We start from the raw sequence: 17,392 nt of genomic DNA on the forward strand, positions 1-17,392 counted from the left end.
GATTTTATATTTCAATAATGTGGAATATAATTTCAAAAATACAGATATTTACATATTAATGGGACATAAAGACTATGCCCTCACTAAAAAGAGGGCAGGGTTCTTTCGAAATAATTAGAATCTTACAGATTTTAAAAGGTTTTTATGCTGCCGATCTCTTTAATATCATCAATAGTCATTCCTCTTCTTTCGGCTTCATCAAGGAGTAATCTCATTGCTTCTCGGGAAGCGGAGGCAACAACAGATGTACATTTGTCAACATGAGCTCCCTCATCATCGAACTGCTTTTTATCCAGTTCATCGTACATATTGAATGTATGGCCGAATATTTTCTGGTGTATCTCTCCACAGATTACAGTTCCATAACTTTTAATAAATTCTTCTCTTAATTGTGTGGCCATAAGAAAAGAGGTGTTTTTATTTTCATTATCATCCAGGACCTTATCCAGACTTCTACCAAAAATCAAACTCATGGCCATAATTCCACCAGCATATCCTCCACAAACACCATCACACATTTTTCCGCCACCACTGGCCAAACCGGTAGCTGCTTTGAAGATATAGGGATTGTCAATTCCCAGGGTGTTCATAACGGCAAGTATCGTGCATTGTGCGCAACCCCGATATTCCTTTTCATATTTGAATCCCAATTCTTCCGCTTTTTGAATCAGTTGTTCCTTGTTTTTCATTTTGTAATCCTTCATCTTTTATTTAATCTTCATTCTATTTTCAGCTAAAGATTCTTTATCAAAATAATCCATAACAACTCTAACATAATATTTTTTCTTTTTGCCCGCTTTTTATGACACAAAGGTGAAAACATACCATTTTACCGTGCTGATTTCTTCCATATTTCCGCCTGAAGTCATAAATCATAAAATAAATCAAAACGATAATAAAATCTATAATTTAAATTAAAGATGTATAAATGTATATAATAGTCTTATATATATCTATGAAATATGAAACCCTCTCATTATTGAAATTATTCCTTTACATATAAAAAATGCTGACATATAATTCCTATCAAGTGAGAACGTTCTCACTTGAAGGAAAGGTTTTGTCTACAATACTTGATGTTGAACGAGAATCAGGAGTTTCAAAATCAACAATCTCACGTTTTCTTCACGGTCGTACTGTTACCGAGGAGAATCGAATAAAGATTGTTAATGCAATTGATAAGCTCAACTACAAAATGAATCCACTTGCGAGCGGTCTGAAGACAAGTACTACATTCACCGTAGGTGTCATACTCCCCGACATTACGGATTCTTTTTTTCCTCCGATTATCAAAGAATTTGAACGAAATATGAGAGAAAATGGTTACAACGTTATTCTTTCTGATTACGGGAACTGTAAGGATAATGAGATCAAACAGCTTGAGATGCTGATGGACAAAAAGATTGATGGAGTTGTATTGGCATCATCCCATGAAAAAGGTGAACACATACAGGCATGCATTGATGAAGGCCTCCCGGTAATTCTCCTTGACCGTCTCATCGATAGACTCGATTGCGACAGCATTACTGTGGACAACTATACGGCCTCATATAAGGCAATAAGCCGCTGTATCGAAATGGGGCATAGGAATATCGGCGCTGTTTATGGTGATTTTTATACAGATAAAGAAAGATTCCGTGGTGTTGAGAAAGCTCTTAAAGATCATGGAATAGAACAGTCAGAAGACTCTCTCATACAGGTGAAGGATTTTGATTGTCAGCTTGAAAAAGAAATAGCGGATTTACTGGACTCAGAAAACAGACCAACATTACTTTTCTGTTCAAATGTATATATTGGCATCGGTGCACTCAAAATGCGGCTTCGTCGAAAACTGAATATTCCAGAAGATATCTCGGTGCTTGTTTTTGATGATATTGCAACCTTTCCAAATCATGACTATGTATCCTTCATAGAGCCGGAGTTCTCAAGTATCATCCAACCCCTCACAGAGATCGGTAAATATGCGGCCGAACTCCTTCTTGAAAGGATAAAACATGCCGGAGAGGAATATGAACCGGTACATATCGAACTGAAGACCAGACTGAAAATGACGGATTCAGTAGCAACAGTTAAATAGACTTCGTATGAAGCTATAAATATAATTGAGGAGACAAACATGAAAAAGATTACCCTGATTTTAGTCATTATGGCTATGATGGTAGTTCCTGTATTTGCTGGAGGACAGCAGGACAGTGCAGCAGACAGCGGAAAAACTGAAATTGCACTTATAATAAAGGCAACAGACTCAGGTTTCTGGCAGAAAGTTATTGAGGGTGGAGAAGCTTTCGATGCAGAAAACCCCGATGTTAAAGTAACTATTTATGGTCCTGCTTCTGAAGCAGACGTAGAAGAAGCTATTGGTATACTCGAAAATGTAGTTGAGAGCAGACCTGATGCAATCGTAATTGCTTCAAATGCAGGTGAAGGTGCAGTCCCCGCCGTTAATAATGCCCTCAGTCTGGGAATCCCCGTTATCACAGTTGATACAAAGATTCCTACAGACGTTACAAGTCACCTTGCTACAGACAATGTTCTCGGTGGAAAACTGGCAGCGGATGCAATGGTCGCATTCTTTGACGAGTATGGAATTGAGAAAAATGGAACAGTGGCAATCGTTGCAGCTGTTGCAGGTGTTGATACAATAATTGAGAGAGATGGTGGATTTATTGACCAGCTTAAGATTCTTGCTCCGGACATCAAAATTCTTGATCCCCGTTATGTTAATAATGATATTGCAAAGTCACTGATGACTACAGAAGACCTTATTACAACATATGATGACCTTATTGGTATTTATGCCGATAACAACCATACTGGTGACGGTGTTGCCAAGGCTATCGAGCAGGCAGAACTTAAAGACAAGATTATGGTTGTTGCATTTGATGATGATGAAGATGAAATTATTGCCCTTGGCGATGGTGTTATCAAGACACTCATTATTCAGGACCAGTTCAATATGGGTTACTCAGGTTGTGCCTATGCACTGAAAGCAATAAACGGCGAGACACTTCCCAAGTTTGTTGACACTGGTGTAAAAGTTACAAAGAAAGAAGATCTTTAAAAGACATGACCGCACTGATTCCTTTCGGTGCGGTTTTTTTTATTCTGGTTAGATAAAGGAGTATTTTTTGAAGCAGAACTTCGATGAAATTATCCGTATGGAAAATATAAGCAAGGAATTTCCTGGAGTTAAAGCGTTAACAGATGTCAACCTCAGTATTAATGCCGGGGAAGTTCATGCGTTAGTAGGTGAAAACGGTGCTGGGAAATCCACTCTGATTAAAATTATGATGGGTGTTCATCAGAGAAGCAGCGGTGACATTTACATCGCCGGAGAAAAGGTCGATATCCGAAATCCCATCGATGCTGCAGGCCATGGTCTCAGTGCTGTTTATCAGGATGTTACAATTGCCAGACATTTGACAGTAGCCGAGAATTTTTTCTTAGGGAGAATCCCCCTTACTAAATTGGGATTTGTTGACTGGAAAGCAATGACGTCACAGACTCAGGCTGTCCTGGACGAACTAAATATTATTGTTGATGCTAAGAGCGTTGTTAAGCAGCTTTCCGCAGCTCAGCAGGAAATGGTTATTATTGCTAAAAAATATTTTGAACATAGCAAAATTATTATTTTTGATGAACCGACAGCTCTTCTGGCAAATGAAGAAGTTGAAGAATTATTTACAATTATACGAAGACTAAAAAACGAAGGCGTAGCATGTATTTATATCTCACACCGTATGGAAGAGATATTTGAACTTTGCGATAGGGTCTCCGTTATGAAAGACGGCCGTCTTATCGATACTATGATCGTATCAGACAGCAATGAAGATGATCTGATCTCTAAAATGGTTGGTCGTACGATAGAAGATATGTATAGCATTAAACATTGCAAACAAGGCGATGAAGCCCTCCGGGTTGAAAACCTGACCAGTTCAGGAGCTTTTGAAAATATAAATTTCAGTATTCACAAAGGTGAAGTATTCGGCATATTCGGTTTAGTAGGTTCTGGAAGAACAGAGATTGTCAGAGCAATCTACGGGGCGGATTCCTTTGAGTCCGGAGAAATCTATCTAGATAATAAGAAAGTATCCATTGGAAATCCGGCTGTAGCCATAAGTAAGGGTATAGGGCTTCTGCCTGAAGATCGTAAAAATGAAGGCCTGACATTGGACACTACAGTAGAAAATAATATCAATATGGCCTCTTATAAAGACATTTCAAAGCTTGGCTTTATAAATCTGAAAAAAGAGAAAGAACGTTCTCTTAAGCAGATTGATGATATGAGGATAAAAACACCCTCTGGTAAACAAAAAGTTATTAACCTCAGCGGAGGTAATCAGCAGAAAGTTGTTATTGGAAAGTGGCTCTGCTGTAACAGTAATATCTTCATTTTTGATGAACCGACAGTAGGTATTGATGTGGGTGCTAAATCAGAAATATACAGACTTCTTGAACAACTTTTAGCTGAAGGAAATGCTGTGATCATGATCTCGTCCTATCTGCCTGAGATTATTGGCATCGCTGATAGAATCATGGTCATCCATGAAGGAAAACAGACAGGAATCGTCGAGCGTGGCGATTACAGTGAAGAAAAATTACTTAAACTGGCTTCCGGTTTATTAAAATAGGAGACTAAACCAATGTTGAAAAAAATTAAGGGCCCTCAGTTTGCTGAGAGAAACCTTGTTATAATTCTTGTACTTCTGATTGCTGTACTCAGCATCGTATCCCATAGATTTCTGTCATACAATAATATAATGAACCTGCTCCGGCAGACTTCAATAATAGGTGTTATGGCGATCGGAATGACATTTGTTATTCTTTCTGGTGGAATTGACTTGTCTGTCGGTTCAGTTCTGGCGTTCAGCAGCGTTCTGTCCGCTATGATGATGAAAGCAGGATTACCTATTCCACTGGCTATATTGCTTGCTCTTTTTTCAGGTACTGTATTGGGTCTCCTGATGGGCATTCTGATTCATAAAGGAAGTGTCCCGGCATTTATTGCCACCCTGGGTGGCATGACCATGGTCAGGGGAGCAGTTATGCTCATATCCGGAGCCAGGAAGATTTCAGGCCTGCCAAAGGATTTCAAACACTTTGCAGTTGCCAAATACCTTGGGGTACCGGGAATGGTCTGGGTCTGGATCATCATTGTCATTATTGGATTTATAATTGCCAAATATACAGTTTTCGGCCGTAATGTTTATGCAATCGGTTCCAACGAAGAAGCGGCTCGTCTTTCGGGTATTAAAATAGGTAAAAACATATATGGTATATATGCTTTTGGAGCATTTACTTCTGCGGTTGCCGGTATTTTAATGACAGCACGTCTTGGTAATGGTGTTCCAACATCCGGAACAGGTTATGAGCTTGATGTTATCGCGGCTGTTGTAGTCGGTGGTGCTTCAATGAGCGGTGCCGTAGGGACAATACTCGGAACCGTTCTCGGAACAGTGATAATCGCAGCTATTAGAAATGGTGGAAACCTTCTTGGGATCAACCCTTTTATTCTGGACATCACTGTAGGTGGTCTGATTGTTTTCGCTGTACTCTTTGATCAACTTAATAAAAAGAAACGTTAAATAACTTGTTGCAGTAATCAATGCTGCTTCTTATGGAACCCGCTGAATCATTCAGCGGGTTTATTAAATTTATATATATCGGGATTCAATTTTTTTGGCTCTTGAAGAGTTTTTAAATAATAGTCTCATCGGGAGGATCAGACCAGCTTTCAGTTAGAATGAATTTCAAACTTAGAGTTCCATTTTGCTTGCAGCTTGCTCTGAACCCGCCGGAACCGCAAACTTCACCAGGATTATTGCCTACTTGTTCCAGTAAATCGGTAGCTTTTTTTATGAGAGCTTCTTCGTCTGGTGTTCCATCAAAACCTGCCCAGTTCCAGTTTAAGTAATCCATCACCTGTTTGACACGCATAAAGTCAAATGTTGATATGACTTCTGCCACTTTTTTGTTGAACGATTTTTCTTCTGCCATATGACTACTCTTATCAATCCTCTAATGCTATACTCATAACTATAGTGCTCTTTTGTATTAAAGCATACATCAAACCTGTCTTTTTGTAACATATATTCTTGAAGAAAGCAGGAGAAGTCAAGAGGAAAGTAATGCCGGATAAAGGGAATAAAAGAAGCGATTTTCTATATCTTAATATATATAAAGAGCTTAAGAATGAGATTCTCCGGGGGGATTACCAGAAAGGTGATTCATTCCCTCCCGAAAGATTGCTTAAAGATCGTTTCGGAACCACCCATGTTACCATTAGAAATGCATTGTCCCTGCTTGTAGAGGAGGGGTACATAGAGCGCTATAGTGGTAAAGGTACCATTGTCGTTTATGCGGGTACATCTGCTGCAGGTTCAGTATCAGCAGATAAACCGGATAAGAAGTATGCGTCATCAGTGAGAATCGTGCTGCCCTTGATAGATTCATCCAATGAGGAAGTTTTGGATATCATAAGCAGAGAATGTGTATCCAGAAAAATAGATATGAGTGTCTCCCTGTATCATGAAAATTCTGTATTGGAAAACTCTCTTGTGAAAAAGGCCTTAGCCGGGGATGGTGCTTTATTGATTTATGAGCCCTCAGTTCAGGGTGTGGTAACGAACCTTAATGCATCTATAGCAAAACGTGTTCTCCTGCTAAATCCTTCAGAGACTGATTCTGAATATACTGAGATTCACTATGATCTTGTTCGTGGTGCCTTTGATACCGTTCTTTTTATGAACCGCCTTGGTTATGATGATATAGCTTTTGTTGACTGGGAAAGGAACTACAGGGGTGAAAAACTGCTTGAAGGTTACTCTCAGGGTTTGAAATCGTTGAATATAAGCTCTCTTTCCTCACTTCGTGTCAACGGAATGGGTCTAAGGGAAGGGGGAGCTGATGCCTGTCGCCGTATATTGAATCATCATCCTACCTGCCGGGCTTTTCTCTGTGCCAATGATCTTTCTGCCGGAGGCGTGCAGAATTATTTAGAGGGAACCGGCCTTGAGTCCGGAAAGGACTTTACAATCATTGGATGTGGGAATCATGCCTTTGCTGAAGTTCTTGGTCTCAGTTCAATGGATCTGAACAATTCCCGAACCGTGCAGATCGTTCGGACAATCCTTACAGAATATAGTGATGAGGGAGAGCTTTCTTTGTCTCATTATGAGGTAAAGCCGGAGCTTGTACTCCGCAAATATTCTCTCAATTCATAATTCTTTTTTACTTCAAAGATCTTTTCAATAACCTTTCTCTACTCTTGTAACTATATAATACCTATAGTCCTTCCTCTCTTTTAATTGATCTATGTCTCTAATTTCGTGAAATATATCTATTCATTGGTGGAAAACTTGACATGTGCTTTATAGCTATATATAGTGCTATACATTGATTGATATAGTAATTTATTGGAGGTCCTATGGATTTAGGTCTAAAGGGTAAGGTCGCGCTGGTTACAGGCGGCGGAAGTGGGATCGGGGGAGGTATATCGGAATACCTCGCCTGTGAAGGTGTCAATGTTGCTGTGAACTACATTGTAGATAAGCCTGCAGTAGAAGCTTTTGTTGAGAAGCTTAATGAAAAATATGGCACAGAGTGTATTGCGGTATATGCAGATGTCTCTAAGGCTGATGACCTTGATACCATGCTGAAAGAGGTTGCCGGTAAACTTGGGGCCGTTGAGATTCTTGTGAACAATGCAGGTGTCTGGCCGACTGAGAATGCAGTCGAGATGGATGACAGCCGTTGGGAGAGGGTCATAGATATAAACCTGAACGGTCCTTATATGCTGAGCAAGCGTGTTGTGAATAAGATGGTTGAAGCAGGGAAAAAAGGTGTCATTGTGAATCTTTCTTCCAAATCAGCTTTTCAGTATAACACCGGCGGACATGCCCATTATGCAACTGCAAAAGCCGGAATCAATATGCTGACCAGGTCTATGGCCCGGGAAGTTTCAGCAGATGGAATCCGTGTCGTGGCAATTGCTCCAGGTATGGTCCGGACTCCCATGAATGAAGATAAGTGGAGTCAGGATGGAATGGAAGATTATTACATTAAAAGGATTCCTGTCGGAAAGTTGACAGAGCCTATTGAAGTTGGATACCTGGTAGCTTTTTTGGCTTCGGGTAAGGCCGCTAATATCACCGGTTCTGTAGTGGATATCACCGGTGGAATGCTTATTTAACAGGAGAGTGAAATGGGAGTCGATTTAAAAGGTAAAGTTTGTGTTGTCACTGGGGCGGCGCGGAGTATTGGTCTGGCTGTTGCCGAAAAGTACTGTCAGCATGGAGCTTCTGTAGCTCTCATAGATATACTGCCGGAGGTTAAGGATCAGGCTGATAGACTTAAAAAAGAAGGATTCGATGTAGCCGGTTATGTCCTGGATATTACAGACCAGAATGCAGTTTTGGCTTGTTTTGAAACTATTGCCAAGAATCTGGGTAATGTTTTTGCACTTGCAAATATTGCAGGAGCCGTTGATCAGCAATCCATTGAAGAGATGACTCCAGAAAGAATTGACCGCATGATGCAGATCAATTTTAACGGTTCTGTCTATTGTGTGCAGGGTGCGTTGAAGACTATGAAGAATTACAAAGATGGTAGAATTATCAACTTTGCTTCCAAGTCAGGTAAGACCGGTTCTGCACTTATGGGTGCTTATTCCGGTGCCAAGGGAGCCATTATCTCTCTGACTCATGCCCTGGCTTTTGAGCTGGCGGGAGATCAGATCAAGGTTAACTGCTTGTGCCCCGGTATTGTGGATGCAACAGGTGTCTGGTCCAGTGTGAGTAAGGGTTATGTAGAGAATATGAAAATGGAACGGGATGAGATTGTAGATAAATTTACAGCGAAAATCCCCCTTCAGAGATTGGCTGCTATTGATGATATTGTGGCATGGTGTGAATTTTTAACCATACATGGTGATTATAATACCGGACAGGCATTCAATGTTTCCGGTGGGAGAGAGGTTCATTGATGAGTGATGAAATATGCAGATACCTGGATACTGCCGTACTTAAACCGGATATGACCCGGAAAGAAGCGATGGCTGCCATAGCAGAGGCTGTCAAATACAGATCTAAAACTGTCTGTGTCAGACCATGTGATATTGATCTGGCAAGAGAACTGAGTAAAGGAAGTGATACGGAAGTTTCAGTTGTTCTCAGTTTTCCCCATGGCTGTGGTCTGAGTGAAGTAAAGGCTGCAGAGGCTAAAGCTTATATAGATCGCGGTGTCAGTGAAATAGACATGGTTGCCAATTATGGTTTTATCAAATCCGGGGAATGGGACCTGGTTGAATCTGATATCCGTGCCGTAGTTGAAGTATGCAAACCTGCAGCAGTAGCATTGAAGGTTATTTTAGAATCTACAGAGTTGAATCTTGATGAGGTCAAAGGTGCAACAGAAGCGGCCATTCGTGCAGGTGCTGATTTTGTTAAAACATCTACAGGATTTGCTTCCGGCGGTGCTTCCGAAGAGGCTGTAAAGGTCATGCTGGATACATCTGCAGGAAAGATCAAGGTCAAACCCTCTGGAGGAATCCGAGATTACGATCGTGCAAAGATGTTTGTTGATATGGGTGTTCATCGTCTCGGTATCGGTGTTTCATCAGTAAAAGCCATATGTGAAGGTGGTGTCGGTGAATCCGGAGATGGATACTGATGAAATTCGAAATCGGCCCATCTATCCTTTCGGCTGATATGGGGCGACTGGCTGATGAGGTCCGGGCTGTGGAAGCGGCGGGGGCTGATATCATCCATGTGGATGTGATGGACGGGAATTTTGTTCCTAATCTGGGCATGGGTCCCAAGACCGTTTCAGCTGTGAAAGAATATTGTCAATTGCCAGTGGATGCGCATCTTATGATTGCGAATCCACTGGATTTTGTTGAATCCTTTGCAAATGCCGGAGCAGATATGATCTCCTTTCATATTGAAGCAACTCATACTCCCTTGAGAGTTATACAAAAAATAAAGTCTTATGGGAAAAAAGCGGGGATAGCTATTGCTCCCGGCACTCCTGTATCTCAGTTGAGTGAGCTTCTTGATGATGTGGATTATATACTTCTCCTCAGCGTAGAACCGGGATTTGGCAACCAGAGCTTTCGAACTCCCGTGCTGAAGAAAATCAGGGAACTTCGTGAAATCCTTGATGTCAGGGAGTCATCTGTCCGTATTCAGGTGGATGGGGGAGTTAATCCCCTGACCATTTGTGATGCAGCAGATGCCGGTGCAGATATCTTTGTTGTAGGTTCGGCCATTTTTGACCGGGACGATTATGGTGTGGAAACAGAGCAGCTTAGAATGCTGTTGAACCAGTCTGTTTATATATGATCCTGAATGTGTGGTTAAGCAGGGAGGGAGATACTTCCTTTCCTGCTTAACCAAATGCTCGAATTCTCAGCCTTTGAAAGTTCTTGCGCCCAGTCCTTTTGCCTTCACCGGCAATTTGAACAATAATCCCGACTCTGGGTAGTCGGTCAGCTGCTCTTCAGATAACCCTTTTTTTGCAGTGGTAATATAGAGGGTTTTCCGGTCTGTACCGCCAAAGGTCATAGAGGTGGGAGACGGAACGGACATCTCAATTTCTTCTGCGATCTTTCCATCCGGTGTAATCTTCACTATCTTGAATCCCTGCCATAGAGCAACCCATAGACAACCTTCGCTATCAATGGTCATTCCATCGGGATATCCTTTCTCAGGAGCTATTTCAGTGAAAGTCCGTCTGTTGCTGAAAGTTCCCTTTGATGTATCAAAATCATAAGCAAGGATACGGGAAGCCATCATCTCGTTGATATAAAATGTTTTCTCATCAGGACTGAATCCGGAGCCATTAGGGAGAGCCAGTTTCTCGGCTACCTGCTCGAATTGAAGTTCCGGGTTTAATCTGTAGATGCATCCTTTGGATGCAGCATAATCTACTTCGTCGTAACAACCGATGTATAAAGATCCATCCGGTCCAGCACAGCAGTCATGAAACGCCAGCTGCTGTCTATCCGGAAGAAGAGATTTTATTTCCTGTTCAAGTTCAAATTCTTCATTTAGATAGAGAATTGAATGCGCAGTCGGTGCAACCCATCCTTCCTTCTCTCTGGGGATCAGACCCTCCAGAGGGGCGGGTAGTTTCTTGCTGCTTATACTGCCAGAATCAAGATGATAAATATATAAGACTGGATTTCCCGAATCAATCCAGACGATGCTGTTTGAATCCGTCGTATAGTGAGGAGTTTCTCCACAAAAGGCCGGTATGGTATCTATAGTTTTACATAAACTCAATTATTTCTCCTTTTGAACTAATCACATGTTTATATTCAATTTGTTAATTTGATGGGGTAGCGACCGTATTTTCGGGCAGTATTATACACTGCATAGAAATTTTCCAGACTGACATCTTCCATAAAGTGATTGGAGGGAGCAAAGATAAATCCGCCCCCTGGAGCGAAGGCATCTATCCTTCTTTTAGCTTCATCTATGGCTTCTTCTTTTGTACCCGTAATACCACCCTGTAGACAGAGTCCTCCATGGAAAACTATTTCAGTTCCAAACTCTTTTTTTAACTCAAATGAATCCATACCAGTCGCTTTAGGCTGAAGTGAGTTGAGTATATCTATACCCATATCTATAAAATCAGGGATAAGGTCGCGAACTGAGCCACAGCTGTGCATAAAAATTTTGGCATTGGGTGCCATTTTTTTTACCTCACTGAAAATACGGGCATAGGGTCCTTTGAAAAATTTTCGATATAGGTCGGGTGCTATAAGTGGACGATCCTGCATTCCATGATCACTGGAAAACTCTACACAATCAATCATAGGTCCCACATCTTTCAAGTAACAGGAGTATATTTCAATAATCACATCGGTAATTTTCCCGATCAGTTTATGAGAGAATGGTTCATTTATATAGAGATCCATGAGGAACTGTTCAAAGCCTCTCAAATATGGACCCAGGTCAAGCATCATTCCTGATATGCCGGAGGCAGCACTGATAAAATACTCATTTTCATTATGCAGAGCTTCGACCTGTTCTTTTATTCCGGCACTGCGGCCGGGATCATCAGCGACAGGCCATCTATGTTTTTCAATATCACTCTCTTCTGCATCTGCCAGAGGATTGAAAGATATATGTGATGTACCGGCAACCTGAGTTGAACCCCAGCCCCATTCGCCGATTGTGGCACCATGTTCATTGGTGTAGGATTTGAAATCTGTGGGTTTTCCTATGTTGATATGTCTGAAATCACATCCAACAAGTTCGGAAACACGATCATCCACGTAATCTCCGGAGCGGCTTGCTTTAATACAGGGGCCCAGCTCTTTCCAGTTTTGATCCTCTGCAATTTCCAAATACAGTTTGTTACATATCCGACTGGCCGATCCCCAGAGATCAATAGGTATCCTGTCGGATTCTTTATGGGCCAATGCCCCTAAGACACGCTCACGATGAGTCATATCTGCTCCTTATGTTGTCGATTGATTTTTTATATTAAACAATGGAAAGTGTAAAATGTCAAATAGATATTTAAAGTTAATAAACGATAATATAAATTATGTAAATGATATTTAGTGCCAATGTAATGTTGACGGCTTATAACTCTCTATAGTAGAATTGGAATATGAAAAAGAGAAACGGTGTTGCCATTGAAAAAAGGCAAGAGAACATATTAGGTATAATTCGAAAGAATGGAAAAGCATCTGTAAAAGATCTCTGTGATACTTTTGAAGTCTCAGTGGTCACCGTCCGGAATGACCTTATTCTCCTGGAAGACAAGGGTTTGATAATTAGAACCCACGGAGGAGCCATTGCTGTCAAAGAAAATGAGGAAGGACTGGTTCTTCCTTTTGACATCCGGGAAGAGAAACACTTTGAAAACAAACAGAGGATTGGTAAAGCTGCCGCAGATCTGGTTAATGATGGGGAGGTTATCTTTATCGATGGAGGGACAACCGCATCAGAAATGAGGCATTATTTGGTTGATAAAAAAGATATTACAATCATAACTCCTAGTATAGTAGTGACTTACTGGCTTGCGGTAACCAGTAATCTTAAGATTTATGTATTAAACGGGTTTTTTGAGAGGGATTCCTACTCTACAGTAGGTGTGCCCTCAATGGATTTTATGTCTCAATGGAATCTTTCAAAAGCCTTTTTTGGTGCTGCTGGATTTACCCTTAATGAGGGGCTTTCCGATCTTGAAATTGGTTTTGTAGAGCAGAAAAAGATTATTGCAGAAAAGGCCCATACGAATATTGGTCTGGTGGATTCATCTAAATGGGGTATTCTCAGTCTTGGATCCTTTGTCGCCCCTGGTGATATTGATATGCTTATCACAGATACCGATACTCCAGCAGATGAAATTCAAAAAGCAAGAGATCTTGGAATCGTTGTAGAATCTGTCTGATCGCAAAGAAATACTATAATACTGTCATAGGGCTGCTCAGCTAAAAGAGCAGCCCTATTTTTAGTTCAAATTACTCATTTGAATATTCATAACTCTTTATAAATACTCTTTCCATTAAAAAAAAGACATTTTATATCCTCTTATACTAGGAATCAGCCCTATCTCAATTGATTTATGCCAATATTACTCATTTTCAACTATTCTTTAGCAGCATAAAGTGTCGAATAAAATATTAAAATGAAAAAAAGAAAGTATAGGTTGACAATGCGAAAACATATGATAGTATAAGTTTAATTATGGAAAATTAAAGGAGTAATTGTATGAAAGAAAGGATAGTTTTAACGATGCTGGTTCTGATGTTGGTAACGGCTCTTCCGGTGTTTGCTGCAGGAGGACAGGAAGATTCAACAATTGTCATAGGTAAGATCCCTTATACCCTGGCACATGATTATCATCAGTCTCATGTTAAGTGGGTCGAGATATATGCTATGGAAAAGTATGGTGTCGAAGTAAAAGTCGTGGATGGAGAGGCCAGTCCTGAAAAATCTCTCAATGCTGTTGAGAACTTCGTAGCCCAGGGAATGGACGGGCTGTTACTTCATATAACTGATCCTGTAATTCTGGATCAGGCCATCTCTATTTCTCATGACGAGGGTATTCCCGTCGTTTCTTTTTACAATGAGCCTAAAACAAAGGGAAATCCCCATGTTCGTATCGATGAACCCTCCACTTCTTTTGAAATGGGTGTACTGGCTGCTAATAAATGGAAAGAATTCTATCCCGATAAACCCATCAAGGTTGCCATGATTTCCTTCATGAACATGGAGCATGTTATGAACCTGAGAAGTACTCCCTTCCTTGAAGGCGTCAAATCTATCGATCCCAGCGCAGAGCTTGTTGTACAGCTGAATGGTGAAGGTTCTTCCGAGCTGTCAATGGCTGGCGCCCAGGATATTCTCCAGGCCCATCCCGAGGTAAATATTGTTTACGGTAGTACCGCAGAACATGCTATCGGTGCTCTTGCTGCCTTTGAATCTGCCGGACGTGGAAAAGCTGTAGACGGTGTTCCCCTTACTGAGATTATCATCGGAACTGATGCTACAGAAGGCGAACTTCTCAAGCTGTACGATCCTACATCTGCATTTAAGATTACACAGGGACTGCAGCCCAGAGAAAATGCAATGGCCGAGGTTGACGCATTGATGGAAGTCATCAACGGAACAATGGCCATGGATGATTGGAAAGAAATCTCAACAAAGAACTTCTTAGTTGATTATTGGAACAGCTCTGTTGAAGAAGGTACCAGCTTCCTGAAAGAACAGTATTTTTCTGATCTGGATCTGAGAGCAGAACTGGGACTGTAGTCCAGGAATTGATAATTTTCCGACTAAGCTTATCAGTCGGAAAATTATTTCAAAAATTATTTAAGTTAATTAACTGAGGAAAAGAGAATGATCTTAAAGAAGATGAGTTTCGGATTGAATGTTCAAAAATATTTAATGCTGGGGATATTGCTGCTTATATTCATATCCTTTTCATTAGCCACGCCGAAATTCATAACTTATGTCAATTTAAGCAATGTAATGCTGCAGGTTTCTCTGATCATAATCACAGGATCTGCTTTGACTCTATTGATGATCTCCGGACACTTTGATCTTTCCGTAGGCAGTATTATTGCATTTTCCGGAGTAATGCATGCCTTTATCAGCAAGCATTATGCCCCCACACCGATTTCTATCATAATAGCTGTCCTACTGGGGGGATTGATCGGTTACTTGAACGGTGTAATGGTCACTAAACTCAAAATTACTCCCATTATTGCAACAATGGGAACAATGTATGCGGCCCGAGGTCTGGCATATATAATTGCAAGGGCAGACGGCGGTGCCAATATCACCAGCGGCCTCCCTCTTGATTTTCAGAGCTTCGGACGTGGTATGGTCGGACCTGTCCCTCTGCCTGTAATCATTATGATTGCCATTGTCGCAATCTTTTACTTCATTCAAACAAAGACTAATCTCGGAAGATACTCATATGCTATCGGTGCCAATAAGCACAGCTCTTATTTGTCAGGAGTCAAGGTCGACAGATGGGTCATCCTCCTTTATGTTCTCGCAGGTATCCTTGCAGGGTTCTGTGGAACCATTCTTGTTTCAAGACTCGGTTCCGGTGTCCCCAGTATCGGGCTTGGATTTGAATTTGATGTCATCATAGCAATAGTCCTAGGCGGAACTTTGATTACCGGCGGAGAAGGCTCAGTCCTGGGTATGGTTATCGGGGCCTTGATCATAGGATTTGTAGCTAACGGTCTCAATCTTCTTGATGTTCAGTCCTTTTATCAGACCGTAATCAAGGGGGCTATTCTTCTGGCTTCAATAATTCTGGAACGCAGTCTGAAAAATAAAATCGCCCAGGGGTAAATAGATGTCAGAAACATTAATTTCAATCAAAGAACTTTATAAACAATATCCAGGTGTTCAAGCTCTTAATGATGTCAGTTTTGATATTAAGAGAAACACTGTTCATTGCATCGTAGGAGAAAATGGAGCGGGAAAATCCACTCTTATCAAGATCCTTGCCGGAGCTGTACAGCGTACGAAGGGCGATATCACGATAAACGGCAAGTCCTTCAATCCCAAGAGTACTCGAGATGCCATGAAAAGTGGAATGAGCGTTCTTTTTCAGGAGCTGAATGTTATTGATCAGCTGACTGTTGAAGAAAATCTTACCCTGGGGATGGAGCGGCATAAACTCGGATTCATTAAGAAGACGGATAATCAGAAGAAACTGAAAGATATACTCTCCAGTATGGATAAGAATATAACATTAAGTCAGAAGGTTTCGGAACTCAGCGTTGCCCAGAAACAGGTTGTTGAAATCACAAAATCGATTGCAACGAATTCCGATGTCATCATAATGGATGAACCAACGGCCGCTATCACCGAGGCTGAGATTGCCAAACTATTCAAGGTTATTAAAAACCTGCGTAAGCAGAATGTTACCGTTATTTACATCAGTCACCGTCTCACTGAAATTTTCGAAATCGGGGATTATGTGACTGTTATGCGGGACGGCTGCATGATTGATACAAGACCCATTTACGAATTCGCCGGTTGTTCGGAGTCCTATGATGAAGCCACGAACCAGATGGTCAGGACAGTAGAGGAGGAGGAATCATGCAAAGATCTTATTCGCATGATGCTTGGAAAGATCGTTGTCACCGGATATAAACCGAATCCTGTCCTGTCTGATTCCATAGTCCTTTCAGTAAGAAATGTATCCAATCACAAATTGAAAAATATATCTTTTGATCTGTATAAAGGGGAAACTCTCGGATTTTACGGGCTGGTAGGTTCTGGAAAGTCTGAAATCGCGAGAGCCATTTACGGAGTAGACAGCATTCATGAGGGGCTGATAGAAATGGACGGAGTGAAAGTCGATTTTAAAGATCCCAAAGAAGCTATCTATAAAAATATTTCTCTTGTTCCCGAAGAAAGACGGACGGAGGGACTTTGTACCATGCTCAATATACGTGAAAACTCAACCCTTATGAATATGGATGCTGTTTCCAAATGGGGCATTATCGATAAAGGGCAAGAGAGAACTTTAGTAAAAGACTATATTTCCAAACTGCAGATCGCCTGCCGGGATGAAAATCAGAAGGTGTCCCTTCTAAGCGGCGGAAATCAGCAGAAAGTCGTTCTTGCTAAATGTCTGAACTCAAAACCTAAGATTTTTCTCCTGGATGAACCGTCCAGGGGAGTCGATGTTGGAGCCAAGGAAGAAATACACAATATCGTCCGTGAGCTCGCCAGAGAAGGAGTTTCGTCTGTAGTATTTTCATCCGAACTGCCGGAGATCATGAATCTTTGTGATCGTATTATTCTGCTTTACGAAGGTGAGATCAAACAGGTTCTTAAGAATGGTGGAAACCATGATTATGAAGAAATCCTACATATTGTAACTGGAGGGACAGTAGAATAAT

Annotated in this window: 17 protein-coding genes; 13 read left to right on the forward strand and 4 right to left on the reverse strand. The window is 41.1% G+C overall.

Annotated elements, in window-relative coordinates; all coding sequences use genetic code 11:
- Positions 1-131 precede the first annotated feature (131 nt).
- Complete coding sequence (locus DV872_RS13440) at positions 132-689, reverse strand: C-GCAxxG-C-C family protein (RefSeq protein ID WP_158546969.1); 558 nt, start codon at positions 687-689, stop codon at positions 132-134.
- A 371-nt stretch (positions 690-1,060) separates the two neighbouring features.
- On the opposite strand from DV872_RS13440, the gene DV872_RS13445 reads away from it, so the two are divergent.
- From DV872_RS13445 to DV872_RS13460, 4 genes are all read left to right on the forward strand, one after another.
- Positions 1,061-2,077, forward strand: a complete 1,017-nt coding sequence (locus DV872_RS13445; RefSeq protein WP_158546970.1) for a LacI family DNA-binding transcriptional regulator — start codon at positions 1,061-1,063, stop codon at positions 2,075-2,077.
- 39 nt (positions 2,078-2,116) lie between these two features.
- Positions 2,117-3,061, forward strand: a complete 945-nt coding sequence (locus DV872_RS13450; RefSeq protein ID WP_114630466.1) for an ABC transporter substrate-binding protein — start codon at positions 2,117-2,119, stop codon at positions 3,059-3,061.
- Between the two features lie 67 nt (positions 3,062-3,128).
- Positions 3,129-4,631, forward strand: coding sequence for a sugar ABC transporter ATP-binding protein (locus tag DV872_RS13455; protein ID WP_233516426.1), 1,503 nt, complete (start codon positions 3,129-3,131; stop codon positions 4,629-4,631).
- A 12-nt stretch (positions 4,632-4,643) separates the two neighbouring features.
- The gene (locus tag DV872_RS13460) at positions 4,644-5,585 is read left to right on the forward strand and encodes an ABC transporter permease (RefSeq protein WP_114630467.1); all 942 of its coding nucleotides are present in this window, start codon (positions 4,644-4,646) and stop codon (positions 5,583-5,585) included.
- 112 nt (positions 5,586-5,697) lie between these two features.
- On the opposite strand, the gene DV872_RS13465 is transcribed toward DV872_RS13460, so the two are convergent.
- Positions 5,698-5,997, reverse strand: a complete 300-nt coding sequence (locus DV872_RS13465) for a hypothetical protein (protein ID WP_114630468.1) — start codon at positions 5,995-5,997, stop codon at positions 5,698-5,700.
- Between the two features lie 98 nt (positions 5,998-6,095).
- On the opposite strand from DV872_RS13465, the gene DV872_RS13470 reads away from it, so the two are divergent.
- From DV872_RS13470 to rpe, 5 genes are all read left to right on the forward strand, one after another.
- A complete protein-coding gene (locus tag DV872_RS13470) occupies positions 6,096-7,223 on the forward strand; it encodes a GntR family transcriptional regulator (protein WP_147283172.1) in 1,128 nt (375 codons plus the stop codon).
- A 203-nt stretch (positions 7,224-7,426) separates the two neighbouring features.
- Positions 7,427-8,191, forward strand: a complete 765-nt coding sequence (locus DV872_RS13475) for an SDR family NAD(P)-dependent oxidoreductase (protein ID WP_114630470.1) — start codon at positions 7,427-7,429, stop codon at positions 8,189-8,191.
- Positions 8,192-8,203: 12 nt separating this feature from the next.
- A complete protein-coding gene (locus DV872_RS13480) occupies positions 8,204-8,983 on the forward strand; it encodes an SDR family NAD(P)-dependent oxidoreductase (protein ID WP_114630471.1) in 780 nt (259 codons plus the stop codon).
- On the forward strand, positions 8,983-9,669 hold the full coding sequence (gene deoC / locus DV872_RS13485; protein ID WP_114630472.1) for a deoxyribose-phosphate aldolase: 687 nt from the start codon (positions 8,983-8,985) through the stop codon (positions 9,667-9,669). Before DV872_RS13480 ends, deoC begins: the two co-directional genes overlap by 1 nt.
- A complete protein-coding gene (gene rpe / locus DV872_RS13490) occupies positions 9,669-10,340 on the forward strand; it encodes a ribulose-phosphate 3-epimerase (RefSeq protein WP_114630473.1) in 672 nt (223 codons plus the stop codon). The genes deoC and rpe overlap by 1 nt, the downstream gene beginning before the upstream one ends.
- Positions 10,341-10,406: 66 nt before the next feature.
- Here rpe and DV872_RS13495 read toward each other — a convergent pair whose 3' ends face one another.
- Positions 10,407-11,282, reverse strand: a complete 876-nt coding sequence (locus tag DV872_RS13495) for an SMP-30/gluconolactonase/LRE family protein (protein WP_114630474.1) — start codon at positions 11,280-11,282, stop codon at positions 10,407-10,409.
- Between the two features lie 35 nt (positions 11,283-11,317).
- The gene (locus DV872_RS13500; RefSeq protein ID WP_114630475.1) at positions 11,318-12,457 is read right to left on the reverse strand and encodes a uroporphyrinogen decarboxylase family protein; all 1,140 of its coding nucleotides are present in this window, start codon (positions 12,455-12,457) and stop codon (positions 11,318-11,320) included.
- Between the two features lie 164 nt (positions 12,458-12,621).
- On the opposite strand from DV872_RS13500, the gene DV872_RS13505 reads away from it, so the two are divergent.
- From DV872_RS13505 to DV872_RS13520, 4 genes are all read left to right on the forward strand, one after another.
- Positions 12,622-13,407, forward strand: a complete 786-nt coding sequence (locus tag DV872_RS13505; protein WP_114630476.1) for a DeoR/GlpR family DNA-binding transcription regulator — start codon at positions 12,622-12,624, stop codon at positions 13,405-13,407.
- A 320-nt stretch (positions 13,408-13,727) separates the two neighbouring features.
- Positions 13,728-14,771 (forward strand): sugar ABC transporter substrate-binding protein, encoded by a 1,044-nt coding sequence (locus DV872_RS13510; RefSeq protein WP_114630477.1) that lies wholly within the window; start codon positions 13,728-13,730, stop codon positions 14,769-14,771.
- 87 nt (positions 14,772-14,858) lie between these two features.
- A complete protein-coding gene (locus DV872_RS13515) occupies positions 14,859-15,827 on the forward strand; it encodes an ABC transporter permease (protein ID WP_114630478.1) in 969 nt (322 codons plus the stop codon).
- A gap of 4 nt (positions 15,828-15,831) precedes the next feature.
- Positions 15,832-17,391 carry a sugar ABC transporter ATP-binding protein gene (locus DV872_RS13520; RefSeq protein WP_114630479.1) on the forward strand — a complete coding sequence of 520 codons (1,560 nt, stop codon included), beginning with the start codon at positions 15,832-15,834 and terminating at the stop codon, positions 17,389-17,391.
- The last annotated feature ends 1 nt before the right edge of the window (position 17,392 follow it).

The organism is Oceanispirochaeta sp. M1, from assembly GCF_003346715.1.
GTDB lineage: Bacteria > Spirochaetota > Spirochaetia > DSM-2461 > DSM-2461 > Oceanispirochaeta.